Below are 24925 nucleotides of genomic sequence, written 5' to 3'. Positions count from 1 at the left end.
TCCACTTTCATCCAGCCGCTTTGGGAGCCGTTCCGGCGTAGTCCTCCACCAGCTTGCGGCCGAATTTCAGGGCGTCCTCCCCCTTTTTCAGCCGCAGGGACAGGTAGGGCTTCTCCCCGGCGGAGAAGAGCAGCCGGGAGCGGTATTTGTCCATCCCGCACAGGGCGGACACCCGCTGGAGGTCGAACTCGTCCAGGTAGAAGTTCAGGTTGGTGCCCTTCTGGTCGATCTGGGAGATGCCGTTGGCGGCGGCGTCCGCCCGCAGCAGAGCCACCGAGATCAGGTTGTTCACCGTCCGGGGCGGGTCGCCGTACCGGTCGATGAGCTCATCCATCACGTCGTCGGCGTCGGCCTCCGACCGGATGGCGGCGATGCGGCGGTACAGGTCCATCCGCTGCTCGGGGGAGGGCACGTACCGGTCGGGAATGGAGGCGGCCACCGACAGGTCGGCGGCGCACTCGGTGGGCCGCTGGGGCTTCTCCCCCCGCTCCTCCAGCACCGCCTCCTCCAGCAGCTTCAGGTACATGTCGTAGCCCACGCTGAGGAGGAACCCGCTCTGCTCCGGGCCCAGCACGTTGCCGGCACCCCGGATCTCCAGGTCCCGCATGGCGATCTTGAAGCCGGAGCCGAATTCCGCGAACTCCCGGATGGCCCCCAGCCGCTTGGAGGCCACCTCGCTGAGCACCTTCCCCCGGCGGTAGGTCAGGTAGGCGTAGGCCCGCCGGGTGGACCGGCCCACCCGGCCCCGGATCTGGTGGAGCTGGGCCAGGCCCATCTTGTCGGCGTCCTCGATGATGAGGGTGTTGGCGTTGGCGATGTCGATACCGGTCTCGATGATGGTGGTGCACACCAGCACATCCACCTCACCCTCGCTCATGCGGGTCATGACCTCGTTGAGCTCCTCCTGGCTCATCTTGCCGTGGGCCACCGCCACCTCCACGTCCTCCCCCAGCATCTCCTTGATGCGGGCGGCGGTGCGGGTGATGGTCTCCACCCGGTTATGGAGGTAGTACACCTGGCCTCCACGTTCCAGCTCCCGGCGCATGGCGTCGGAGAGCACCCCCCAGTCGTGCTCCAGCACGTAGGTCTGCACCGGCTGCCGGTCCAGCGGGGGCTCCTCCAGAGTGGACATGTCCCGGATGCCCGACAGGGCCATGTTCAGGGTGCGGGGGATGGGGGTGGCGGACAGGGTGAGCACGTCCACCTGACGGGAGAGCTCCTTCAGCTTCTCCTTGTGCTGGACGCCGAAGCGCTGCTCCTCGTCGATGACCAGCAGACCCAGGTCCTTGAACTTCACGTCCTTCTGGAACAGCCGGTGGGTGCCGATCAAGAGGTCGATCTGCCCCGCCTCCAGACGCCGGAGGGTGTCCTTCATCTGGGCGGGGGTGCGGAACCGGCTCACCACGTCGATCTCCACCGGATACTTGGCAAACCGCTGCTTGGCGGACAGATAGTGCTGCCGGGCCAGCACGGTGGTGGGCACCAGAATGGCGGCCTGCTTGCCGTCCAGCACGCACTTCATGATGGCCCGGAAGGCCACCTCGGTCTTGCCGTAGCCCACATCGCCGCACAGCAGCCGGTCCATGGGCCGGGGCTGCTCCATGTCCTGCTTGATCTCGGCGATGCAGCGCAGCTGGTCGTCGGTCTCGGCGTACTCGAATTCCTCCTCGAACTCCTTCATCCAGGGAGAGTCGGGGGAAAAGGCGAAGCCGGGCTGCCGCTGCCGCTGGGCGTAGAGCTGGATGAGGCCCTTGGCCAGGTCCTTCACCGCCTTCTTGGCCCGGGTCTTGGCCTTCTCCCAGTCGGTACCCCCCAGCTTGGACAGCTTCTTGGTCTCCTGGCCGTCCTCCCCGGAGCCGATGTATTTGCTCACCAGATCCAGCTGGGTAGCGGGGACGTAGAGCACGTCGCTGCCGGCGTAGGCGATCTTGACAAAGTCCTTCTCCACCCCGTCCACCGTCATCTTGGTCATCTCCACGAACCGGCCCACCCCGTGGTGCTCATGCACCACCAGGTCGCCGGGGGACAGGTCGGCGTAGGAGCCCAGCTTCTGCCGGTTGGTCACCGGCTTGCTCCTGCGCTTCTTGCCCAGGGCGGACTGGCCCTCGGTGAGCACCGCCAGCCGGCCCACCGGGTACTCCATACCGGCGGAGACGCCGCCGACAGCGATGACCGCCTTGCCGTAGGCGGGCAGGTCGTGGAGCTGGAAGTCCACGGCGGTGGTCATCTTCTGCTCCCGCAGCAGGGACTGGAGATTCAGGGCCCGCTGCTCGCTGCTCACCAGCACCACGGTGCGGAAGCCCTCGGAGACATAGTGGGCCAGATCGGAGACGGCGGTCTCCAGGCTGGCACCGTAGGAGGGCAGCTGCTTGGCCAGCAGGTTGAGCACCGTCCGGGGCCGCATGGGGTACTGGGAGGAGGTGAAGGAGTCCAGGAAGCACACCGGCCACTCGGCCAACGTCTCCCACAGCTCCTCCGGGGTGCGGGCCAGCCGGGCCAGCTCACCCGCCAGCTCTCCCCGCTCCAGCAGGGTCTTGGCGTCCTCCCCCAGCTGCCACAGGTAGTTCTTCCCCCGCTCGGCCACCCGGGGGCTCTCGCTGAGCACCACCACCGCGTCCTCGGGGAAGTAGTCGGCAGCCGTGGCCATCTGGGGATAGATCAGCTCCAGGTAGCGGTCCATGGCGGGGAAGCTCACCCCCTGGGCCAGCTTCTCCCGGTCCTCCTCCAGAGTACTGAGCAGCTTGTCGCTCCCCTTCCGCCTCTTTACCCGGGAAATGAGGCCGTCCAGCAGCTCCAGCAGGCCGCCGTAGCCCCCGGGGGCAAACTGGGGGAGCACCTCGGCGGCGGGGAGGATCTCCGCCTCGCTGATGTTTTCGATGCGCCGCTGGGTGTCCGGGTCAAAGAGACCCATGGCGTCAATCTCGTCCCCGAAAAATTCCACCCGCACCGGCTTGGGATGGGCGGGGGAGAAAAAGTCCAGGATGCCGCCCCGGAGGGCAAACTGACCCACGCCCTCCACCTGCTCGCACCGGGTGTAGCCCGCGGCGGACAGGGTCTCGGTGAGCTCGTTCAGGTCGTGGCTCTCCCCCATCCGCACCACCTGGGCCGCCTGGGTCAGCAGGGTCTTGGGGATGGTGCGCTGGAGGACGGCCTCCACGGTACACACCAGCAGGGGGCACTCCCCCGCCGCCAGTGAGCGGAGCACCGAAAGCCGCCGGTGCTCATACTGCCGGGACACCACGGCGGCGTTGTGGAAGGTGAACTCCCGGGCGGACAGGGCGGCCACCTGCTCCCCCGACAGGGCGGCCAGGTCCTTCTCCATCCGCTGGGCCTCCCCCTCGTCGGCGCATACCACCACCACCGGCCGCTCCAGCTCCTGGTGGAGCCCGGCGGCAAAGTGAGCCCGGTGGACCGCAGACAGGCCGGAAAAGGCCACGGGGCAGGCCCCGTTGTCGATGGCCGCCGTCAGAGAGCGGTATTCTGGTATGTCGTTGAGGGCGGAAAGCAGCTGTTTCATGTCACACCTCGGAAATAGAAAAATCTGGAAGTCACGGGCGCACAGGCCCCGGGGCGGCGGGCCCGGGGGCTACCCGGCGTACTCCCGCACCAGGGCCAGGATGCTGTCCACAGTGCGGAATCGCTCTTTGGGGATGCGGGTGGGCTGGAGGGTGATCCCCAGGTCCTCCAGGCCCTCCAGCAGCTCGATGAAGGCCAGGGAGTCCAGCAGCTCCTCCGCCAGCAGGTCGGTGCCGGGCAGCAGGGCCCGCTGGGTACCGCAGGCCCGGACCAGCAGGTCCCGGACAGAGTCCTCCAGGTTCATTGTATCATCTCCTCCAGCCGTTTCCGGTCGCATTTTCCGTTGGGGGTCAGGGGGATGCGGTCCACGCGCACCCACCGACCGGGGCATTTGCAGGAGGGCAGCAGCCGGGCCAGGCCCGTCCGCAGGTCCTCCGTGTGGGCGGGGCCCTCCACCACGGCCGTCAGGCCCCGCACCTCCCCGCCGGGGCCCCGGCGGGGGAGCACCGCCGCCCGCTCCACGCCGGGCAGGGACTCCAGGACCCCCTCGATCTCGGCGGGCTCAATGCGGTAGCCCTTGTACTTCAGCTGGTGGTCCTTCCGGCCCGCCCAGTACAGCAGGCCCTCTTTCACATAGCCCAGGTCGCCGGTGGCGTAGCGGCCCCCAAAGGCGGGGGCCACGCTCTCCCCGGTCAGGATCAGCTCCCCCTCCTCCAGGGTCACCGACACCGCCCCTTCCCCCGCCCGGCCGATGGGCAGGGGCCCGGTACACATGTCCCGGGAAATGGGGACGGCGGTGACGGCGCAGGCGGCCTCGGTAGGGCCGTAGGCGTTGAGCAGGGTGCAGCCGGGGAAGCGGTCCAGCAGCCGCCGGGCGGCGGCGGGGGGCAGGGCCTCCCCGCAGGAGAACACCGTCCGCAGGTGGGGCAGCCGTTTGGGGGAAAAGCCCGGCTCGGCCAGGCACAGCCGCAGGAAGGTGGGAGTGGTCACCAGCAGGGCGGCGCCGCAGGCCTCCAGCCGGCGGAGCAGGGCGGGGTAGTCCCCCTTTTCCTCCTCCGTCAGGGCCACATGGGTGCCGCCCTGGGTCAGGGCCAGGTACAGGTCGGCCACCGACAGGTCGAAGGACCAGGCCGCCTGCCCCACCGCCGTCACCCCGGCGCTGTCCGCCAGGCCGGGCAGGGTGACCGCCCAGCGGAGGAAGGACTCCAGGTTGCGCAGGCTGATGCCCACCGGCTTTGGGGCGCCGGTGGTGCCGGAGGTGAACAGGAGGTAGGCCAGCCGTCCCCCGTCCTCCGCCGGGTGACAGCTCCGGCCGGAGCCGAAGCCTGCCAGAGCCTCCCCCTCCTCCAGCCACTGGGCCCCCAGCCCCGCGGCCAGTTCCCGCTGCCGCCGGAGGGGCAGGCCGGGATCCAGGGGCAGGTAGGGCCGCCCGGCGATGAGGCAGGCCAGAAAGGCCGCCGGGAGCCACACCCGGTCCGGACTGCCGGACAGGGCCACCGGACCCTCCCCCGCCTCCCGCAGGCGGGCGGCCAGGCTCTGGGCCATGGGCCACAGGTCCCGCCAGAGGATGGTGTCCGCCCCCGCCGTCAGGGCGGGCCGGTCTCCCAGGGTCAGGCTGTTGGCCCGCACCCGTTCCAGCAAAGGCCCGGTCATCGGGAGGCCTCCCGCAGCTGGTCCGGGGGAATGAGGGCGGGGTCAAAGAGCACCTTGGAGTGGTTGTCCAGCAGCAGCTCCCTGTCCACCTGCTCCCCGGCTCCGTTCAGGCTCAGGCGGTACACCCGGCTGACCCGGTAGTAGTCCGCCCCCTCCTTCACATAGTGGCTGTCCTCCTCCCGCAGGCGGTAGCGCAGAGGGAAGGGGGTCTGGCTGCGCAGCTCGCCGCACAGGTCGTCCTCCTCCAGCCACAGCCGCAGCTGGACCGGCTGGCCGGTGTCGTTGCGGAAGCGGTAGTCGATGTGTGGATAAAAAATGGAGGTGCCGGTGCCGAAGGGCACCCGCCGCCGGTCGTCGGGAAAGAGTGCGTCGGAGTGGTGGTGGAGCTCGGTCACCGTCAGGGGGCTGTGGAGCACCAGGTAGTGGATCAGGTTGCCCGCCTGGCACAGCCCCCCTCCCACGCCGGTGCCCAACCGGCCGCTGGCAATGGTCAGGCCGGGCCGGAACCCCCGCCTGGCGGTGGGGTTCCCCACCAGCCGCCAGAAAGAGAAGCTCTCCCCCGGCCGGATCACAATGCCGTCGATGCACCCGGCGGCCAGGGCCAGGTTGGCCCGCTTGCTCCGCTGGAGGGCCATGTCCACCCCCTCCAGCCGCCGCAGCACCGGGGAGCGGTGGCTTTTCACAATGACGGGCAGGGATTCTTCCTGCCGCAGTTCCGCGGCCCGGAACCCGGACCTCCGGTCGGCCAGGGACTTGAGCAGCCCCTCCTTCCACAGGGAGATCCGGTAGCACACCGGGCTCAGCTGGTAAAACTGTCTGCGCTTGGCCATGGTTTTTCCCTCCCGCCTGGATACAGCAAAAGAAAGCGGGACGCAGGCCCCGCTTTCCCTATGCTAACCGGGGCAATGGGAAAAAGCAAGTTACGATTTGGAAACAGCCCCTCAGCCGTTGAACCGGTTCATGGCCTGGTCGGGGCCGTGGGCGATGCAGCACTCGGCCGCTTTTCCCGCCCGCTCAATTGCCTGGGAGATGGTCTTCAGGTCCTCGCCGGCAAACTTGCCCAGCACCCAGTCGGCCATGTCGTAGTCGGGGTGGGGCTTCTGGCCCACCCCGATCTTCACCCGGGGAAACTGGTCGGTGCCCAGGTGCTGGATGATGCTCTTCAGACCGTTGTGGCCCCCGGCGGAGCCGCCCCGGCGCACCCGCAGCTTGCCCACGGGGAGGGACACATCGTCGGAGATCACCAGCACGTGGTCGGCGGGCACCTTGTAAAACCGGGCCGCCTCCCCCACCGCCTCGCCGGACAGGTTCATATAGGTGATGGGCTTCATGAGCAGCACCCTGGCGCCCCCCAGCTCCACACTTTGGGTCAGGGCCCGGTGCTTCAGCTTCTGCACCGGCACATTCAGCTCCTCCGCCAGCTGGTCGATGGCGGCAAAGCCCACGTTGTGCCGGGTGCCTTCGTACTTGTCCCCCGGGTTGCCCAGGCCCACCAGCAGCCACTCCACCCCGGAGGTTCGATTTTTGTTGAAAAACATAGACGCTCCTTAAAGCGGACAAAGGCGGGGGCTCGCCCCCGCCTTTGTCCGGTATGGTTCCGCTCTCTTACACAAACAGCTTGGAGACGGATACTTCCTCATAAATACGCTCGATGGCCTCGGCGAACATGTGGGCCACGGAGAGATACTTGATCTTGTCGCAGGTCACACCGGCGCGGGGCGGCACGGTATCCAGGAAGATGACCTCCTTGATGACGCTCTTCTGGATGCGCTCCACAGCGGGGCCGGAGAGGACGCCGTGGCTGGCGCAGGCCACCACCTCGGTGGCGCCGCCCAGCTCCACCAGAGCCTGAGCCGCGCCGCACAGGGATCCGCCGGTGTCCACCATGTCGTCGAAGAGGATGACCTTCTTGCCGTGGACGTCGCCGATGATGTTCATGACCTCGGAGGAGTTGGCCTTCTGGCGGCGCTTATCCACAATGGCCAGGCCCATGCCCAGCTTCTGGGCAAAGGCGCGGGCACGGGCCACGGAGCCCACGTCGGGAGAGACCACGATCACGTCGTCCTCCTGACCGGCATAGCGCTCGTGCAGGTAGTTGCTGAAGATGGGGTTGCCCAGCAGGTTATCCACGGGGATGTCGAAGAAGCCCTGGATCTGGTTGGCGTGCAGGTCCATGGTCAGCACCCGGTCGGCGCCGGCGCGGGTGATCAGATTGGCCACCAGCTTGGCGGAGATGGGGTCGCGGGGTTTGGTCTTACGGTCCTGACGGGCGTAGCCGAAGTAGGGGACCACAGCGGTGATCCGGCCGGCGGAAGCCCGCTTCAGGGCATCGATCATGATGAGCAGTTCCATCAGATTGTCATTGACAGGAGAGCAGGTGGACTGGACCACGAACACGTCGGAGCCGCGGACGGTCTCATAGATGGAAACAAAGTTCTCCCCATCGGAGAAAGCGCCCACCTCGGCGTTGCCCAGCTCCATGCCCATCTCCTTGCAGATGGCCTCAGCCAGGGCGGGGTTGGAATTGCCGGAAAAGATCTTGATGTCCTTACCGTGTGCAATCATTTCTTCAAACATCCTCTCACGTAAATCTCTATATTTTCATCCCGATGGGATGAGTTTACCTTCTGCGGGCACGGCGCTTGGCCGCCCACTGCTTTTTCACGCTCTGACGGGCCCGGGCAATGGCCAGGGAATCGGCGGGCACCTCGTCGGTGATGGTGGAGCCGGCGGCGGTGTACGCCCCCTCCCCCACCCGGACCGGGGCCACCAGGTTGGTGTTGCAGCCGATAAAGGCGTTGTCCCCGATGGTGGTACGGTACTTCTGGGCCCCATCGTAGTTCACCGTCACGGTGCCGCAGCCGAAGTTGACGCGGCTGCCCACGTCGGAATCCCCCACGTAGGTCAGGTGGGAGATCTTGGTGCCCTCGCCGATGTTGGAGTTTTTCAGCTCCACAAAGTCGCCCACCTTCACGTGGGGACCCACATGGCAGTTGGGCCGGATGTAGGCGAAGGGACCCACGGTGGTGCCGTCGTCCACAATACTCTCGTTGAGCTGGGAGGCGTTCACTGTCACGCTCTCCCCCACAGTGCAGTCCCGGATCATGGTGTTGGGGCCGATCTCACAGCCCTTGCCGATGACGGTCTCCCCCCGCAGAATGGTGCCGGGGAGGATCACGGTGCCCTCCCCCACCTGCACCCGGGGCCCGATGTAGCAGTTGGTGGGGTCCATCACCCGCACACCGGCGCGCATCAGCCGGACGGCGCCGTACTGCCGGGCCGTCATCTCGGCCTCCGCCCGGCCGCTCCAGCCCGAGCGGATGGCGTAGCCGCCCTGGAACCAGACACTGCGGCCGCCCAGCATATCGGCGTTCTCCTTCAGGGCCTCCTCCAGGCCGGTGCCCTCCCCCAGCGCGGCGGCCAGCGCCGCGGCGTCCAGGCGGTACATACCGGTGTCCTTGTTGTCCAGGGCGCCGGCGTTCTGGTCGGCCACCAGCTGTCTGGCCTCCTGCCAGTCCAGCAGCACCGGCTTGGTAATGACCACCGTCTTGCCCTCCAGACCGTTCAGGAAGGACACCAGCTGCTCCACCGCATCCTCGCTGACGCCGGTCACAAACTCCGTACCCTCCGGAAAACAGATCTGGGCCTTCTCCCGGTCATCACTGTGGCAAACCACAAAAAACCGCTCCACACCGGCGGCGGACAGAGCCTGGGCCAGCCAGCGGGCGGCGGGGTCAAATAACAGCTCCTGCAGCATCGGCGAAACGCCGCTTCCCTCTCTGGGAAGAAAGATCACCGCTCCAGTCGCGTTCATAGTATGGGATCACCTCAGAATTAAAGAATTGCCATCTGCTACGATTATAACAAACAGTGGCAAAAAAAGCACCGTATTTTTCAAAAAAATCAGACGACTTTTTACTCTTAGTGGGCTTTCACAATTTCCGGGGAAATTTTGACGGCTTCTTTACCTAATCTGTACGCCCGCCGGACCGGACCGCCAGGGCCGCCCGCCGCAGGCGGGTGCCCTTCCAGATCTTCAGCACCTCCGCCGTGGCGCACAGCTTGTCGGCCAGGCACACCGCCGCCGCCTCCCGGCAGCGGGGAATGTGGCGGGCCATGGGCCACATGTGGCACAGGATGCCGTCGGCCTCCGCCGGGGTCAGCTCCCCGCACAGGGCCCAGGCGTTGCGCAGGGCGGCCACCGGGTGGGCAAAGCACTGCCGGTAGGAGGGCAGGCTCTTGGGGTCGTAGAGATACAGGTCGTGGAGCAGCCCCGCCCGGGCCGCCGCGCGCCTGTCGCCCCTCCATTTCTCCGCCAGGCGGAAGGCGGTGTAGGAGACGAATACACTGTGTTCGTAACAGCTCACCCCCGGGTGGTGGCGGATCTGACGCATGGCCTGCACCTGGGGGGAGGTCAGCAGTTCCCTGACACAGTCCAGATAAGCCTGCCATCCCTCTTCCCGCACGATACGTCCCTCCTTTTGCCCCCTATTATACCCTTTCACCCCGGCCTTGTCACTGGAAATTTGCCGTTTTTCGGGGAAACCAAAACTGAAAGGAAAACGTCAGAAATAATTAAAGACTTTTCTCCGCCTCCCGGGTATACTGACTGTACTATTTCACCTAATACAGTTTCCGAAAGGAGACGGAGCTATGATCCAACTCAATTACCGGGATGCCCGGCCTATTTATGAACAGGTGAAGGACGGCCTGCGGCACCTGGTGGTGACAGGGGCTCTCCAGGCGGGGGACAAGCTGCCCTCCGTGCGGGCCCTGGCCTCCTCCCTGGCCATCAACCCCAACACCATCCAGCGGGCCTATGAGGCGCTGGAGCAGGAGGGCTACCTCTACACCGTGGCGGGAAAGGGTTCCTTTGCCGCCCCCCATGCGGATGTGAACGCCGCCCGGCGGGAGGGGCTGCTGAAGCAGTTCGACGCGTCGGCGGCGGAACTGCTGTTCCTGGGCATGACGGCGGAGGAGCTGGCCCGGCGGCTGGAGGAAGCCGCAGGCCGTAAACAGGCCAGAGAGGAGAGAGGGCAATGATCGAAGCAAAAAACCTGGTCAAGACCTTTGACGGGTTCCGGGCCCTGGACGGGCTGACCATGATGGTGCCCAAGGGCTCCATCTACGGCCTGGTAGGCCCCAACGGGGCGGGCAAGTCCACCCTGCTGCGCCACGTCACCGGCATCTACCGGCAGGATTCCGGCTCGGTGCTGCTGGAGGGCAACCCCATCTATGAAAATCCGGCGGCCAAAGCCCGCATTGCCGCCATTCCCGACGAGCTGTACTACTTCCTGTCGGCCTCCACCCGGGACATGATGCGCTTTTACAGGGGCTTCTACCCCCGGTTCGACCAGAAGCGGTACGAGGCCCTGAAGGACGTGTTCTCCACGGTGAACGAGAAGCAGGCCATCCGCCGCCTGTCCAAGGGCATGCAGAAGCAGGCCGCCTTCTGGCTGGCCCTGTGCTGCCGGCCGGAGGTGCTGGTGCTGGATGAGCCGGTGGACGGCCTGGACCCGGTGATGCGCCGGCAGGTGTGGTCCCTGCTGATGGGAGACGTGGCCGAGCACGGCACCACGGTGCTGGTGTCCTCCCACAACCTGCGGGAGCTGGAGGACGTGTGCGACCACGTGGGGATCCTGTCCCACGGCAAGGTGCTGATCGAGCGGTCCCTCAGCGATCTGCAGGAGAACGTGGTCAAGATGCAGGTGGTGTTCCAGGAGCGGGAGATGCCCCAGCTGCCGGAGGACCTGGAGGTGCTCCACGTGTCCCAGGTGGGCCGCATCCACACCCTCATCGTCCGGGGCAACGCCACTGAGGTCACCAACCGGCTGGCCGCCTTCGCCCCCATCCTGCTGGAGGCCCTGCCCCTGACTTTGGAGGAGATCTTTATTTATGAGCTGGGAGGTGAGGACTATGCGGTCCGTGACATCGTGCTTTAATATGACCCTGTTCCGGAAAAATCTGTCCCGGTTCTGGCCCATCTGGGGACTGTACGGCTTTCTGTGGCTGATGCTGCTGCCGGTGAACGTGCTGGTGAATGGGGAGCATATGGACCGGGCCACCACCCGGCTGCTCCCTTTGAATTACCTGGCCGGCTCCATCAGTACCGCCACTGCGCTCTCCTTCCTCTTCGGCATTCTGGCCGCCATGGCGGTGTTCTCCTACCTTTATAACAGCCGCTCCGCCGGCTTCTTCCACACCCTGCCCATGCGGCGGGAGGGCCTGTTTCTGACCAACTACCTGTCGGGTCTGGCCTTCCTCATCGTGCCCAACGTGGTGGTATTCCTGCTGTCGGTGGCGGTGGAGGGGGCCTTTGGCCTGCTGGTGTTCAGCAGCCTGTTCACCTGGCTGGTGGTCACCAGTATGCTCAACCTGTTCTTTTACTCCTTCGCCGTGTTCTGCGCCATGTTCACCGGCCACATCCTGGCTCTGCCCGCCTTCTACGGCATTTTGAACGTACTGGCTGCCGGGGTGTGCTACCTGTTTCAGGGCATGGCCAGCCGGTTCCTCTTCGGCTTCACCGGCGCCACCTGGCTGGAGGACATCGCCGTCTGGCTCACTCCCATCGCCCTTCTGGGCTGTCACACCGGCATCGACTATGCTCCTGGGATGGATGGCGCTTATTTTACCGGCCTGGGCTATGTGTTCCTGCTGGCCCTGGTGGGCGTGGCCCTGGCCGGTCTGGCCCTGGTGGTGTACCGCCGCCGGGAGCTGGAGAGCGCCGGGGACGTAGTCAGCATATCCTGGGTGCGGCCTGTGTTCCAGTACGGCGTGGCCTTCTGCTGCGCCATCGCTCTGGGCACCATGTTTGACAACATCTTCTCCTCCCTGCTGCCCCGCAGCGCCTGGGTGCTGCTGGTGTGGATGCTGGTCTGGGGCGCCTTCGGCTGCTTCGTGGCCGCCATGCTGCTGCGCAAGAGCTTCTGGGTGTTCAAGCCCTGCTGGAAGGGCTGCACCGTATTCCTGGCCGTGCTGGCGGCCGCCATGTTCCTGATGGAGCTGGACGGCTTCGGCTTTGAGAGCCGGGTGCCCGCCACCGCCCAGGTCCAGTCGGTCTTTGTGGCCGGTGTGGAGTCCCACCCGGACGACGATCTGGAGTGGGTCACCTACGGCATCACTGACCCGGCCCTCATTGAACAGGTCACGCAGCTCCACCAGCGGATCGTGGAGGAAAAAGGCGTTCTGGAGGAGGCCGCCAACACCCGGGCCAGCGGCTGGACCGTAGAGGAGGACGGGCTGGAAGTCCAGACTGAGGGGGGCACCGACCTGCGGCTGACCTACACCCTCATCGACGGCTCGGTGATGGAGCGGTACTACTACCTGCCGGTATCTGAGGAGACCCTGGCCGATCTCGACTCCCCCGCTGCCCTGCTCCAGGCCCTGCTCAACACCCCCGGTCTGACGGCGGACACCTACCTGAGCGGCGTGACGGAGAGCGACCGGCTGGTGGACGCGGTACTCACCGCAGTGTGGGAAGAGGGTACCGCCCGGGGCACTTACTCCGAGGAGTATCTGCCCGCCGAGGCCCTCACCGAGCTGGAGGAGGCCGTCAAGGCCGACCTGGCCGCCGGCGACCTGGGCCGGCGCTACCTGCTGGATGACCGGGCGCGGAAGGAAAACTGCTGCTACTGCGACCTGGAGCTGACCTACCGGATGACGGACAGTGGCAAGGAGGATACCTCCGCCAAGACGCCCGGCACCGCTCCCGCCGGTTCCGCCGAGCAGAGCGGCACCCATACCATCCGGATCACCCTGCAGAAGAGCGCGTCCAACACCATGGCCGTGCTGGAGAAATACGGCATCGACACGGATACCGCGCTCCTCTCCCAGGCCCAGCGGGCTCTGCTGGAACAGTAAAACAATGCCCGGTGCGCACCGACGAAAAGCGGTGCGCGCCGGGCTTTATTTCTTCTCGCCACTTTAGATAAAATTTTGAAAAAATATCTACTTTTTTTGGATAAACCGTGAATGGAATGTCCAAAAATCCCCTGTCTCCGCAGTTGATTTTTTTTAAACGCAGAGGTATAATCTTGCTTGAAGGGTGTTTTTGCATGGGAAAATTCAAAATAATATTTGGAGGTCTATGTACATGAAAGAAGTCTATGTTGTCAACTGCTGCCGTACCGCTGTTGGCTCCTTCGGCGGCAGCCTGAAGGACGTGCCCGCCGTGGACCTGGGCGCCACCGTGGTGAAGGAAGCCCTGAAGCGTTCCGGCGTGAAGCCCGAGCAGGTGGACGAGGTCATGTTCGGCTGCGTGCTCACCGGCAGCCTGGGCCAGAACGTGGCCCGCCAGGTCAGCGTGAAGGCCGGCATCCCCTACTCCGTGCCCTCCTACACCGTGGGCATGGTGTGCGGCTCCGGTATGAAGACCGTCATCGAGGGCGCCCGCGCCATCCTGGCCGGCGACGCCGAGGTGATCGTGGCCGGCGGCACTGAGAATATGTCCGCCGCTCCCTTCGCCCTGCCCAACGAGCGCTGGGGCGCCCGCATGGGTGACAAGAAGGTCGTCGATACCATGATCAAGGACGGCCTGTGGGACGCTTACAACAACTATCACATGGGCACCACCGCCGAGAACATCTGCGACGTGTGGGGCATCACCCGCGAGGAGCTGGACGCCTTCGGCGCCGCCTCTCAGCAGAAGACCGAGGCCGCTCAGAAGGCCGGCCGGTTCGACGATGAGATCGTCCCCGTGATGGTGAAGAAGAAGAAGGAAATGGTGGAGTTCAAGGTGGACGAGTTCCCCCGCGCCGGCACCACCGTTGAGGGTCTGGCCAAGCTGAAGGGTGCTTTCCCCTGCGGTCCCGAGGGCGTGGAGGACGAGATCGTCCACACCTTTGAGCCCACTCAGATCCACGAGGCTGACGCCCGCAAGCACGTGCAGCGCGTGACCGCCGGTCAGGCTTCCGGCATCAACGACGGCGCTGCCGCCATCATCCTGGCCTCCGGCGAGGCTGTTGCCAAGTACGGCCTGAAGCCCATGGCCAAGCTGGTCTCCTGGGGCCAGGGCGGCGTGGATCCCAAGATCATGGGCGTGGGCCCCGTGCCCGCTTCCCGTCAGGCTATGGCCAAGGCCGGTCTGACCATCAACGACATGGACCTGATCGAGGCCAACGAGGCCTTTGCCGCTCAGTCCATCGCCGTGGCCCGTGAGCTGGGCTTCGACATGAGCAAGGTCAACGTCAACGGCGGCGCTATCGCTATCGGCCACCCCGTGGGCTGCTCCGGCGCCCGCATCATCGTCACCCTGCTCCACGAGATGCTCAAGCGTGACGACGCCAAGAAGGGCCTGGCCACTCTGTGCATCGGCGGCGGCATGGGTGTTGCCACCATCTTCGAAAAGTGTTAAAATAATAACAAGGCGTGCCGGGCGCCGCCCGGCACGCCTTGCCTGATTCCCTTAATTTACATATTAGGAGGGTAACAATCGTGCGCAACAAGATTATTTCCGTAGAGGAAGCCGTGAACATGATCCCCGACGGCGCCACTATCATGTACGGCGGTTTCCTGGGCTGCGGCAGCGCCCATCACATCATTGAGGGTCTGGCCAAGAAGGGCACCAAGGACCTGACCATCATCGGCAACGACTGCGGCATGGCTACCGGCCCCAACGGTGAGGAGTTTTATGGTGTGGCCAAGCTGGTGCACAATCACCAGGTCAAGCACGTCATCGCCACTCACGTGGGCATGACCCCCGACGTGGGCACTCAGGGCATGGTGGAGAAGACCCTGCAGGTGGACCTGATCCCCCAGGGCTCCCTGGCTGAGATGATCCGGGCCGGCGGCGCCGGTCTGGGCGGCGTGCTCACCCCCACCGGCGTGGGCACCATCGTGGAGGATTCTCCCTTCTGCCTGGGCAAGCAGACCATCGACGGCAAGGAGTACCTGCTGATGAAGCCCATCCGTGCTGATTTTGCTCTGCTGGGCGGCCACATGATCGACAAGTTCGGCAACATCTGGTACAAGGGCACCACCCGCAACTTCAACATCGTTATGGCCACCGCCGCTGACGTGGTCATCGCCGAGGCGGACAACGTGGTGGAAGTGGGCGACATTGAGCCCGAGAACGTGGTCACTTCCGGCGCCTTTGTCAATTACATCGTGGATGGAGGTAAGCTGTAATGGAGAAGTCTGAGATCAAGGGCTTTATCGCCAAGCGCGTGGCTCAGGAGCTGAAGGATGGCGACGTGGTCAACCTGGGCATCGGCCTGCCCACCCTGATTCCCGCCTATCTGCCCGAGGGGGTCCACGTGATCCTCCAGTCCGAGAACGGCATTATCGGCACCGGCCCCAAGCCCACTCCCGAGAACGCCGAGCCCCGCTATAAGATCGATGCCGGCGGTTCCCCCGCCTGCGCCGACACCTTCGGCTGCTACATCGACTCCGCCACTTCCTTCGGCTTCATCCGCGGCGGCCACGTCAACGCCACCATCCTGGGCGGCCTGGAAGTGGACGAGGAGGGCTCCCTGTCCAATTGGATCATCCCCGGCAAGAAGATGCCCGGCATGGGCGGCGCTATGGACCTGCTGGTGGGCGCCAAGGAAGTCATCGTGGCTATGGAGCACACCGCCAAGGGTAAGCCCAAGATTCTGAAGAAGTGCAAGCTGCCCTACACTGCCGTGCACTGCATCACCAAGATCATCACCGAGATGGCCGTGATCAACGTGACCGACAAGGGTCTGGAGCTGGTGGAGTACAACCCCGAGTTCACCGTGGAGCAGATCCAGGCCGCCACTGAGGCCACCCTGATTGTCTCCCCCGACCTGAAGCCCATGTGCTAAAACACAAAAAAGACCTGCGGCAGAGCCGCAGGTCTTTTTTTATCCGTATTTGTCAAAGGGGAGGCGCCTGTCAGGCGCCTCCCCTTTCCCGTTTATTCCTCTTTGCCCACGAACTTGTGGGCCTCGTTCACCGCCCGCTCCACGGCGTTGAGGATGTTCTCATAGCCGGTGCAGCGGCACAGGTGGCCGGAGATGAGCTTGCGCAGCTCGTCCCGGGTGTACAGCTTGCCGGAGCCCACGATCTCCACGGCGCTCATGATGATACCGGGGGTGCAGAAGCCGCACTGGACGGCGGCCTCCTCCACAAAAGCCTTCTGCAGCGGGGTCAGCTCCCCGTTCTCGTTCTGGAGCCCCTCCACGGTGAGGATGGTCTTGCCCTCAGCCCAGACGGACAGGTAGATGCAGGAGTCGATGGCCACTCCGTCCACCAGGACGGTACAGGCTCCGCACTCCCCCACCTCGCAGCCCTTCTTCACGCTGGTGAGCCCCAGCCGCTGCCGCAGGGTGTCCGCCAGGGATTCCCGGGGGTCGATGCCCACCTCCACCGGCTTGTTGTTTACGGTACAATGCAGCACTTCCATCATACGGCAGCGCCTCCTTTCCGGGCGGCCTCCTGCAGGGCCCGGCCCGACAGCTCCTCCACCAGCTGGAGGCGGAACTCCCTGGACGCCCGCCAGCTGGTGCGGGGGTTCACGTCCTGGAGGGCGGCCTTGCCGATTTTCTCAATGGCCTGGCCGATGGGCAGGCCGGACACCGCCGCCTCGGCGGCAGGGGCCCGCATAGGCACCGGTCCGGCCACGCCGAAGGCCAGCTTGACGGTCTCGGCGGTCTTTTTATCGCCGCTCAGCTTCACCAGACAGCTCACCCCCAGGGTGGCGATGTCCATGGCGGAGCGCTGGGCGTACTTGATGTAGTGGCCGGTAAAGCCCTCGTAATTTTCCCGGGGAATGACGATCTTCACCAGCAGCTCGTCGTGGGCCAGGTCCACCTTGCCCACGCCCTTGTACCACTGGGAGATAGGCACCTTCCGGTCGCCCGCCGGACCCCGGACCACCAGCACGGCGTCCAGGGCGGTCAGAGTGGAGGCGGAGTCGGCGGAGGTGATGCCGTTGCACACGTTGCCGCCGATGGTGCCCGCCGCCCGCAGCTGGGGCCCGCCGGCCATGTCGGTGGCCTCACCCAGCACGGGGATTTTTTGGCGGATCACATCGCTGAAGGTCACGTCCCGGAAGGTAGACAGGGGGCCGATCTCCACGTCGCCGTTGGCCGCCAGGGTGATCCCCTCCAGTTCCTCCTTCAGTTCGTGGATGGACACCAGGGAGCAGCCGGCCAGCTTGCCCTCCCGGATCTTGATGAGCACGTCGGTGCCGCCGGCGATGACCAGGGCGGCGGGGTCGGCCTGAAGGGCCCGGATGGCGTCGGCCACCGAGGTCGCCTGATAGATGGAACCGATATCATACATGGCCGATGAGCCCTCCTTTCGTAAATTCCTCCACCAGCTTCTGGGGAGACAGGGGCAGGGTATTTACCGCCACGCCGGTGGCGTACAGCACCGCGTTGCGGATGGCGGGGGCCACCGGGATGGCCGGGGGCTCGCCCAAAGCCTTGTTGCCGAACGGCCCGGAGGGATCGTCCGTCTCCACGAACAGGGCGGTCAGGTCCGGGTGGTCCATGGAGGTGGGCATCTTGTAATCCAGCAGGTTGCCGTTGAGCAGCCGGCCGGTCTTTGGGTCAAACTTCATATCCTCGCTGAGGGCGTAGCCCATGCCCATGGACATGCCGCCGTGGACCTGGGCCGCCGCCAGGGCGGGATTGATGAGCTTGCCGGAGTCGTGGACGTTGATGAGCCGCAGCACCTTCACCTTGCCCACGGGGATATCCACCTCCACCTCGGCAAAGCAGCAGCCGAAGGCGAAGGTGTTCTCCTTGCAGTGATTGGTGCCCTCGGCGGTGATGTGGACGGAGTGCTCCAGGGAGTAGAAGGCGGTGGTGGCCAGCTCCTCCAGGGAGATGAGCTGCTCCCCCGCCCCGTCGGTGACGAACCGGCCGGTGATGGTCAGGTCCCTGGCCTCGGGGAAGAGCTCGGCGGCGTAGGTGAGCAGCTTCTGCCGGAACTCCGTGCCCACCTTCTTGATGGCCTTGCCGGTGACATAGGTCTGCCGGGAGGCGTAGGCCCCGGTGTCGAAGGGGGCGGTGTCGGTGTCCTGGAAGGAGACGATGTGTACATCTTCGGTGGGGATGCCGATGGCCTCGGCGGCCATCTGGGAGAAGACGGTGTCGCCGCCCTGGCCGATCTCGGTGGCGCCCAGGTGGAGCTGCACCGTGCCGTCCTGGTTGAGTACCATCCGGGCGGAGGCTGTCTCCAGGGAGATGGGATACACGCCGGTCTTGTAGGAGAAGCAGGCCATGCCCACGCCCCGGCGCACCGGGCCGGTCTGGTCCTTGTATTTCTCCCGCAGCTCGTCCCAGCCGATGGCCTCCCTGCCTTTCTGGATACACTCCTTCAGGCCGGTGGAGTGACAGGTGATGCCGTTGAAGGGATCCACGTACCCCAGGGGCATGATGTTCTTCAGCCGGAGCTCAATGGGATCAAAGCCGAATTTGCGGGCAATGTCCTCCATCATGCACTCCACGGCGAAGTTGCACTGGGGAATACCGTAGCCCCGCATGGCGCCGGGGGCGGGCCGGTTGGTGTACACGGTGTAGGCGATGGAGTGGTGGCCGATCCGGTCGGGGTAGAGCTGCCGGAATCCGGTGATGGCGTTGGCCACGATGGCGTTGCCGTGGGAGGCGTAGCCCCCCTGATTGGAGATGGCGGTGCAGGACCGGGCCATCATGTTGCCGTCCTTGTCCACCGCCGCCGCCACGTCGAAGGAGATGGGGTGGCGGGAGCGGGTGTTCTGGAAGGTCTCCTCCCGGCTCACGTCCAGCCGGACGCACTTGCCCCCCACCTGGGTGGTGAGCCAGGCGTTCAGAGGCTCGTACAGCACCTCCTGCTTGTTGCCGAAGCCGCCGCCGATGTAGGGCTTGATGACCTGGACCTTGCCCCAGCCGATACCCAGAGCCTGTCCGATCACCCGGCGGACGATGTGGGGGATCTGGGTGGAGGTGACCACATGGATGCGGCCCGCCTCCATCCAGGCGAAGGATACCGGGTTCTCAATGTGGCAGTGCTGCACCTGCTGGGTGGCGTAGCGGCCACGGAACTGATAGAACTCGGAATCGTCCAGTACCTGCTCCACATTCTCAAACCGGTCATCGGCGATGGGGGTGCGCAGGTCCATGCGGGCCAGGATGTTGTCCGGGTGCTCCTCATGGATGGCCACGGCGCCCTCCGCCATGGCCTGCTCCGGCTCCAGCATGACGGGGTACTCCTCGTACTCCACGCGGATGAGCTTCAGGGCCCGCTGGGCGGTGACCTCATCCTCGGCCACCACGGCAGCAATGTCATCTCCGTAGATGCGCACCCGGCGGTTGAGCAGCTTCCGGTCGGACACGTCCTGGTGGGCCGCCTCCACGCTCCAGGGGTGGCCGGGGGTGGGATACTGAATGTCCGGCACGTCAAAGCAGGTGAGCACCTTCACCACCCCGGGCAGAGCCTGAGCGGCGGAGATGTCCATAGATTTGACCCAGCCGTTGGCGATGGTGCTGTGTAAGATCTTGGCCTCCAGCACGGGCCGGGGGCACAGGTCGTCGGTGTATTTGGCGCGGCCGGTCACCTTGTCGGCGGCGTCCACACGGGGGATGCTTCTCCCGACTTCCATAAAACGCACCTCCTTTATTATGCCTCCAGTATACCCTACCCGCAGGAAAAAGGAAAGAGCGGTTTTGCTTGATTTCCGCCCGTCTTGTGATATCATTGTGGTAAGTATTTCGCTGTATAAGGAGGCTTTCTTCCATGATCGATCTGACCGTCAACCGGGAGGCGCTGGCGCGCAACATCCAAAAGGCCCGGGAAAACAAGGTGGTGCTCCCCACCTATGAGAATATGAAGCATCCGGAGACCGTGCCGGAGAAGATGAAAGAGCGGCTGAAGCACGTGGGCCTGTGGGACGTGGACCCGGCCAACCTGTTCCGCATCACCTGGAAGAACCAGCCCACCCAGTCCGGCGGGCTGTACCAGGCGGTGCCCAATTACATTGAGCTGCCCCCCGCCCTCACCGGCGTGCCCGCCCGCATCGTGGCACTGGTGGGCAAGTGGTTCCCCACCGGCTGCCACAAGGTGGGCGCCTCCATCGGCTGCCTGCTGCCCCGGCTGGTCACCGGCCAGTTCGACGCCACCTACCACCGGGCTGTATGGCCCTCTACCGGCAACTACTGCCGGGGCGGCGCCTTCAACTCCAAGCTGCTGGGGGTCAAGTCGGTGGCCATCCTGCCCGCCGGTATGAGCAAGGAGCGGTTCGAGTGGCTCAGCCAGATCGCCGGCGAGGTCATCGCCACCCCGGGCTGCGAGTCCAACGTGAAGGAGATCTTTGACAAGACCTGGGAGCTGCGGCAGGAGCCCGACTGCATGATCTTCAACCAGTTTGAGGAGATGGGCAACCACCTGTGGCACTATCAGGTCACCGGAAGCGCCATTGCCGAAACCTTTGAGGCCATCAAGCGCCCCGGCGACAAGCTGGCGGGCGCCTGCTTCACCTCCGGCTCCGCCGGCACCATCGGCTGCGGGGACTATCTGAAGGAGGTCTATCCCCAGATGAAGCTGGCGGTGGGCGAAGCCCTCCAGTGCCCCACCATCCTGGAGAACGGCTTCGGCGACCACCGGATCGAGGGCATCGGTGACAAGCACATCCCCTGGATCCACAATGTGAAGAACACCGATATGGTCATCGACATTGACGACGAGGATTCCCAGCGGCTGCTGCGGCTGTTCAACGACCCCGCCGGCCGGGCCTACCTGAAGGAGGCCGGGGTGCCGGAGGAGACCCTGGACCAGCTGTCCCTGCTGGGCATCAGCGGCATCGCCAACGTGCTGTGCTGCGTGAAGATGGCCAAGTACTACGAGCTCACCGGGCACGACGTGGTGTGCACCGTCCTCACCGACTCCGCCGATATGTACCGCTCCCGCATCGCCGAGCTGGAGGAGCAGTACGGCCCCTACACCGGCAGGGACGCCGCGGTGGATCACGCCCTCCACCTGCTGGGTCTGCGCACCGACAGCATGGCCGAGCTGAACTACTACGACCGCAAGCGCATCCACAACCTGAAGTACTACACCTGGGTGGAGCAGCAGGGCAAGGACATGCACGACCTGAACGACCTGTGGTACGACGAGGAAAAGACCTGGAAGGGCATCCACCGGCAGGCCGCCGATCTGGATGAGCTGATCAATTCCTTCAATGAGGAGACGGGCGTGCTCAAGATCCTGTAAAAAGGAGGCTTTTCCATGAAATACGTCCTGGGCGCCAAGTGCGTCAAATGCGGCAAGGAGTATGCGGCCGCCCCCGATCTCACCACCTGCACCTGCGGGGGCATCCTGGACATCCAATACGACTACGCCGCCATCCGGCGGGACTTCTCTCCCAAGGATCTGGCCCGGAGCGATGACCGCTCCATGTGGCGGTACCGGCCCTTCCTGCCAGTGGAGGACACCACTCCCCCGCCGCCCCTGCGGGTGGGCTGGTCCCCCCTGTACCAGGCCGACCGGCTGGCAAAGGAGCTGGGGCTCAAGAAGCTGTACGTGAAGGACGACGGCCTCAACCCCACCGCCTCCCTGAAGGACCGGGCCTCTTCCATGGCGGTGGCCAAGGCCGGGGAGGCCGGGGCCCACACCATCGCCTGCTCCTCCACCGGCAACGCCGCCTCCTCCCTGGCGGGCAACGCCGCCGCCGCTGGATTTGAGACCTATATCTTCGTGCCCAGCCGGGCCCCCAAGGGCAAGGTGGCCCAGCTGCGGATCTTCGGGGCCACCGTCATCAGCGTGGACGGGTCCTATGAGGACACCTTCGAGCTGTCCAAGGCCGCCATTGACCGCTGGGGCTGGTACAACCGCAACGCCGCCATCAACCCCTACCTGTCGGAGGGCAAAAAGACGGTGACCCTGGAGATTATGGAGCAGCTGAACTGGCAGGTGCCCGACTTTGTCGCCCTGTCGGTGGGAGACGGCTGCACCATCGCCGGAGCCTGGAAGGGTCTGAAGGACCTGTACGCCGCCGGCTTCATCGACAGGCTGCCCCGGCTCATTGCCGTCCAGGCGGAGGGCTGCTGCCCCCTGAACCGTGCCATCCAGACGGGCAAACCCTGGGAGCCCATGGAGGAGAACACCCTGGCCGATTCCATCGCCGTGGGCGTGCCCCGGAACCCGGACAAGGCCCTCAACGCCATCCGGGAATCCAACGGCGTGGCGGTAAACGTGTCCGATGAGGAGATTCTGGCCGCCATGCGCCTGCTGGGCCGCACCCAGGGGGTGTTCGGGGAGCCCGCCGGGGTCACCGGCACCGCCGGTGTGAAAAAGGCCCTGGAGCTGGGCCTCATCTCCCCGGACAGCACGGTGGTGAGCATCGTCACTGGCAACGGTCTGAAGGACGTGGCCAACGGCATCCGGGCAGCCGGGGAGCCCATGCTGGTGAAACCGGACATGGACGCCCTGCTGGCCGCCTTTGCGGAAAACCATATCACACCGAGGGAAAGGAATTAACGACTATGAACGTGCGTGCCGCCAAGGTGGGCGTCTGGTTCTACATGCTCTTTACGCTGGCCAGTTTTGTCACCACCGTCGTCTTCTACATCACCACCACCGGCATGGGGTCCATCGCCATCGCCGCCCTGCCCCTGTGGATGGCCTACACCGTGTTCTCCACCATCAAGAGCATCGCCGACCTGATCGGCCGGCAGCAGCGGGTGGCCAATTTTACCCGGATGCTGGACCGGTGGGAGGACGCCTTTGAGAGCCGGGGCAAGGCCCTGCTGCTGCTGTTCTTCATGACCGTGGTGGTGGGCGCCATCAAGCTGGCGGTGCCGGTGATCCTGGTCCGGCTTTGAGTTGAGAAGGAGGCAGTTTCTATGTCTATCCTTATTCGAAACGGCACTCTGCTCTGCCCGGAGGGGCCGGTAAAGGCCGACCTGCGGGTGGATGGGGAGAAAATCGCGGAGATCGGCTCCAACCTGCCCGCAGGGGACAGCCAGGTGATCGACGCCGGGGGCAAGCTGGTCTTTCCCGGCTTTATCGACACCCACACCCACTTTGAGATGAACAAGGGCACCATCCGGGAGACCGCCGACAACTGGGAGAGCGGCACCAGAGCCGCCCTGGCCGGGGGCACCACCTGCGTGCTGGACTTCGCCGAGACGGCCCGGGGGGCCTCCCTCCAGTCCGCTCTGGAGGAGTGGCACAGTCGGGCCGACGGCCACGCCTCCTGTCACTACGGCTTCCACATGACCATCAAGGACTGGGACCCCAGGATTCTGGAGGAGATCCCCCGGATGACCGAGCAGGGGGTCACCTCCTACAAGGTATATCTGGCCTACGCCAATATCCGGGTGTCCGACGCCGTGGCCTATCAGGTCATCAAGGCGGTGGGCAAAGAGGGGGGCATCGTGGGCTGCCACTGTGAGAACGGCGACCTGATCGACGCCGCCATCGCCGAGCTGAAGGCTGCCGGAAAGCTGACCCCCGCCAGCCACCCCCTGTCCCACACCGCCGTCATGGAGGCGGAGGCGGTCACCCGCTGGCTGGCTCTGGCGGAGCAGGCGGGGTACCCGGTGAATGTGGTCCACCTGTCCACCCGGCGGGGCCTGGAGGCCGCCCGGCGGGCCAGGGATCGGGGCCAGAAGGTGTACCTGGAGTCCTGTCCCCAGTACCTGACCATGACCGAGGAAAAGTACCGGCTCCCCGGCTTCGAGGGGGCCAAGTACGTCTGCGCCCCTCCCCTGCGGCCCCAGTCCGACGTGGACGCCCTGTGGGAGGCTCTGGAGAACGGCGAGATCGACACCATCGGCACCGACCACTGTTCCTTCAACTTCCACCCCACCAAGGAGCTGGGGAAGGACGACTTCTCCGCCATTCCCGGCGGTATTCCGGGCACCGAGCACCGGCCCGCCCTGATGTACACCTACGGCGTCCAATCCGGCCGCATCACCCCCCATCAGATGATGCTGGCCCTGGCCCAGCACCCCGCCCAGCTCTTCGGCATGTTCCCCCAGAAGGGCGCTTTGCAGGTGGGCAGCGATGCCGACATCGTAATCTTTGATCCCAATCATACCTGGCGTATTACTGCTGACCAGCAGTACCAGCGGGTGGATTACACCCCCTACGAGGGGATGGAGATGGCGGGCCGCACCGACACCGTGCTGCTGGACGGCCAGGTGGCCGTGGAGGGCGGCAAGGTGGTGGCCGAGGGTCTGGGCCGGTACGTCCACCGCGGACCCAGCCAGTTCTGGCGTTGAGGCTCGGCGGGGTCCTGCTGGCCTCCGGCCAGGGAAAGCGGTTCGGCTCCAACAAGCTGCTGGCGGAAGTAGAGGGCGTCCCCCTCTATCGTCGGGCCATGGACACCCTGGCGGAAGCGGGGCTGCACCGGCTGGCGGTGTGCTCCCCCTACCCCGAGATCCTGGCGGCTGGGGAAAACTCCGGCTTTCTCCCCCTGCGCAACGACCACGCCGCAGAGGGGATTTCCGCCTCCGTCCGGCTGGGCCTGTCCGCCATGGACGACCTGGATGGGGTGCTGTTTTCGGTGTGCGACCAGCCTTATCTGACCACTAAAAGTATTATCAGGATAATAGATTCCTTTCAGCAATCAAAAACCGCCATTTGCGCCCTGTCCTGGGCGGGACGGCGGGGCAATCCGGTGATCTTCCCCCGGGATCTGTTCGGGGAGCTGGCCGCCCTCGCAGGCGACGTGGGAGGCGGGGCGGTGATCCGCCGCCACCCGGACCGGCTGATTTTGGTAGAGGCGTTTTCCCCAAAAGAGCTGTCCGATGTGGATAAACCGGACGATCTGGCATGAACAAACCCCCGGGCGGCCAAATGGCCGCCC

Annotated in this window: 22 protein-coding genes; 11 read left to right on the top strand and 11 right to left on the bottom strand. The window is 65.2% G+C overall.

Features of this window, described 5'->3' with window-relative positions:
• Window positions 1-7: 7 nt before the first annotated feature.
• From mfd to E0E41_RS11530, 8 genes are all read right to left on the bottom strand, one after another.
• The gene (mfd, locus tag E0E41_RS11565; RefSeq protein WP_130870044.1) at window positions 8-3517 is read right to left on the bottom strand and encodes a transcription-repair coupling factor; all 3510 of its coding nucleotides are present in this window, start codon (window positions 3515-3517) and stop codon (window positions 8-10) included.
• Window positions 3518-3586: 69 nt separating this feature from the next.
• A complete protein-coding gene (locus E0E41_RS11560; RefSeq protein ID WP_130870043.1) occupies window positions 3587-3820 on the bottom strand; it encodes an acyl carrier protein in 234 nt (77 codons plus the stop codon).
• Complete coding sequence (locus E0E41_RS11555; protein ID WP_130870042.1) at window positions 3817-5169, bottom strand: AMP-binding protein; 1353 nt, start codon at window positions 5167-5169, stop codon at window positions 3817-3819. Before E0E41_RS11555 ends, E0E41_RS11560 begins: the two co-directional genes overlap by 4 nt.
• Window positions 5166-5999 carry a VanW family protein gene (locus E0E41_RS19155; RefSeq protein ID WP_130870041.1) on the bottom strand — a complete coding sequence of 278 codons (834 nt, stop codon included), beginning with the start codon at window positions 5997-5999 and terminating at the stop codon, window positions 5166-5168. Before E0E41_RS19155 ends, E0E41_RS11555 begins: the two co-directional genes overlap by 4 nt.
• A gap of 111 nt (window positions 6000-6110) precedes the next feature.
• Window positions 6111-6707 carry an aminoacyl-tRNA hydrolase gene (gene pth, locus E0E41_RS11545; protein ID WP_130870040.1) on the bottom strand — a complete coding sequence of 199 codons (597 nt, stop codon included), beginning with the start codon at window positions 6705-6707 and terminating at the stop codon, window positions 6111-6113.
• Between the two features lie 67 nt (window positions 6708-6774).
• On the bottom strand, window positions 6775-7734 hold the full coding sequence (locus tag E0E41_RS11540) for a ribose-phosphate pyrophosphokinase (RefSeq protein WP_130870039.1): 960 nt from the start codon (window positions 7732-7734) through the stop codon (window positions 6775-6777).
• Between the two features lie 55 nt (window positions 7735-7789).
• A complete protein-coding gene (locus E0E41_RS11535) occupies window positions 7790-8983 on the bottom strand; it encodes a DapH/DapD/GlmU-related protein (protein ID WP_130870038.1) in 1194 nt (397 codons plus the stop codon).
• Between the two features lie 154 nt (window positions 8984-9137).
• Window positions 9138-9635 (bottom strand): HD domain-containing protein, encoded by a 498-nt coding sequence (locus tag E0E41_RS11530; RefSeq protein ID WP_165450542.1) that lies wholly within the window; start codon window positions 9633-9635, stop codon window positions 9138-9140.
• A 187-nt stretch (window positions 9636-9822) separates the two neighbouring features.
• On the opposite strand from E0E41_RS11530, the gene E0E41_RS11525 reads away from it, so the two are divergent.
• The 6 genes from E0E41_RS11525 to E0E41_RS11500 all read left to right on the top strand — a co-directional run bounded on the left by E0E41_RS11525 (window position 9823) and on the right by E0E41_RS11500 (window position 15953).
• A complete protein-coding gene (locus tag E0E41_RS11525; RefSeq protein WP_130870037.1) occupies window positions 9823-10212 on the top strand; it encodes a GntR family transcriptional regulator in 390 nt (129 codons plus the stop codon).
• Window positions 10209-11111, top strand: a complete 903-nt coding sequence (locus tag E0E41_RS11520) for an ABC transporter ATP-binding protein (protein ID WP_130870036.1) — start codon at window positions 10209-10211, stop codon at window positions 11109-11111. Before E0E41_RS11525 ends, E0E41_RS11520 begins: the two co-directional genes overlap by 4 nt.
• Entirely contained in the window at window positions 11086-13029 is a 1944-nt protein-coding gene (locus E0E41_RS11515) for an ABC transporter permease (protein WP_130870035.1), read from the top strand. The genes E0E41_RS11520 and E0E41_RS11515 overlap by 26 nt, the downstream gene beginning before the upstream one ends.
• Window positions 13030-13261: 232 nt before the next feature.
• A complete protein-coding gene (locus E0E41_RS11510; RefSeq protein ID WP_130870034.1) occupies window positions 13262-14521 on the top strand; it encodes an acetyl-CoA C-acetyltransferase in 1260 nt (419 codons plus the stop codon).
• Between the two features lie 80 nt (window positions 14522-14601).
• Window positions 14602-15294: a CoA transferase subunit A gene (locus E0E41_RS11505; protein ID WP_130870033.1), complete on the top strand. Its 693-nt coding sequence runs from the start codon at window positions 14602-14604 to the stop codon at window positions 15292-15294.
• The gene (locus tag E0E41_RS11500) at window positions 15294-15953 is read left to right on the top strand and encodes a 3-oxoacid CoA-transferase subunit B (RefSeq protein WP_130870032.1); all 660 of its coding nucleotides are present in this window, start codon (window positions 15294-15296) and stop codon (window positions 15951-15953) included. Before E0E41_RS11505 ends, E0E41_RS11500 begins: the two co-directional genes overlap by 1 nt.
• Before the next feature lie 92 nt (window positions 15954-16045).
• On the opposite strand, the gene xdhC is transcribed toward E0E41_RS11500, so the two are convergent.
• The 3 genes from xdhC to xdhA are packed head-to-tail and all read right to left on the bottom strand — an operon-like array spanning window position 16046 to window position 19717.
• The gene (gene xdhC, locus E0E41_RS11495) at window positions 16046-16537 is read right to left on the bottom strand and encodes a xanthine dehydrogenase subunit XdhC (RefSeq protein WP_130870031.1); all 492 of its coding nucleotides are present in this window, start codon (window positions 16535-16537) and stop codon (window positions 16046-16048) included.
• Window positions 16534-17415: a xanthine dehydrogenase subunit XdhB gene (gene xdhB, locus E0E41_RS11490; RefSeq protein WP_130870030.1), complete on the bottom strand. Its 882-nt coding sequence runs from the start codon at window positions 17413-17415 to the stop codon at window positions 16534-16536. Before xdhB ends, xdhC begins: the two co-directional genes overlap by 4 nt.
• Complete coding sequence (xdhA, locus tag E0E41_RS11485) at window positions 17408-19717, bottom strand: xanthine dehydrogenase subunit XdhA (RefSeq protein WP_130870029.1); 2310 nt, start codon at window positions 19715-19717, stop codon at window positions 17408-17410. The genes xdhB and xdhA overlap by 8 nt, the downstream gene beginning before the upstream one ends.
• Window positions 19718-19851: 134 nt before the next feature.
• Here xdhA and E0E41_RS11480 point away from each other — a divergent pair, with 134 nt between their 5' ends.
• From E0E41_RS11480 to E0E41_RS11460, 5 genes are read left to right on the top strand one after another with little or no spacing between them, the layout of a single operon-like run.
• Window positions 19852-21324 (top strand): pyridoxal-phosphate dependent enzyme, encoded by a 1473-nt coding sequence (locus tag E0E41_RS11480; protein ID WP_130870028.1) that lies wholly within the window; start codon window positions 19852-19854, stop codon window positions 21322-21324.
• 15 nt (window positions 21325-21339) lie between these two features.
• The gene (locus E0E41_RS11475) at window positions 21340-22590 is read left to right on the top strand and encodes a threonine synthase (RefSeq protein ID WP_130870027.1); all 1251 of its coding nucleotides are present in this window, start codon (window positions 21340-21342) and stop codon (window positions 22588-22590) included.
• A gap of 5 nt (window positions 22591-22595) precedes the next feature.
• Entirely contained in the window at window positions 22596-22934 is a 339-nt protein-coding gene (locus E0E41_RS11470) for a hypothetical protein (protein WP_130870026.1), read from the top strand.
• Between the two features lie 21 nt (window positions 22935-22955).
• Window positions 22956-24338, top strand: coding sequence for a dihydropyrimidinase (gene hydA, locus E0E41_RS11465; RefSeq protein WP_130870025.1), 1383 nt, complete (start codon window positions 22956-22958; stop codon window positions 24336-24338).
• The gene (locus E0E41_RS11460; RefSeq protein ID WP_242623765.1) at window positions 24335-24895 is read left to right on the top strand and encodes a nucleotidyltransferase family protein; all 561 of its coding nucleotides are present in this window, start codon (window positions 24335-24337) and stop codon (window positions 24893-24895) included. The genes hydA and E0E41_RS11460 overlap by 4 nt, the downstream gene beginning before the upstream one ends.
• The last annotated feature ends 30 nt before the right edge of the window (window positions 24896-24925 follow it).

This window comes from Intestinimonas massiliensis (ex Afouda et al. 2020) (assembly GCF_900626285.1).
GTDB classification, from domain to species: domain Bacteria; phylum Bacillota; class Clostridia; order Oscillospirales; family Oscillospiraceae; genus Flavonifractor; species Flavonifractor massiliensis_A.
The sequence above is the reverse complement of the archived record's forward strand: the minus strand, read 5'-3'. Positions and strand labels throughout refer to the sequence as shown.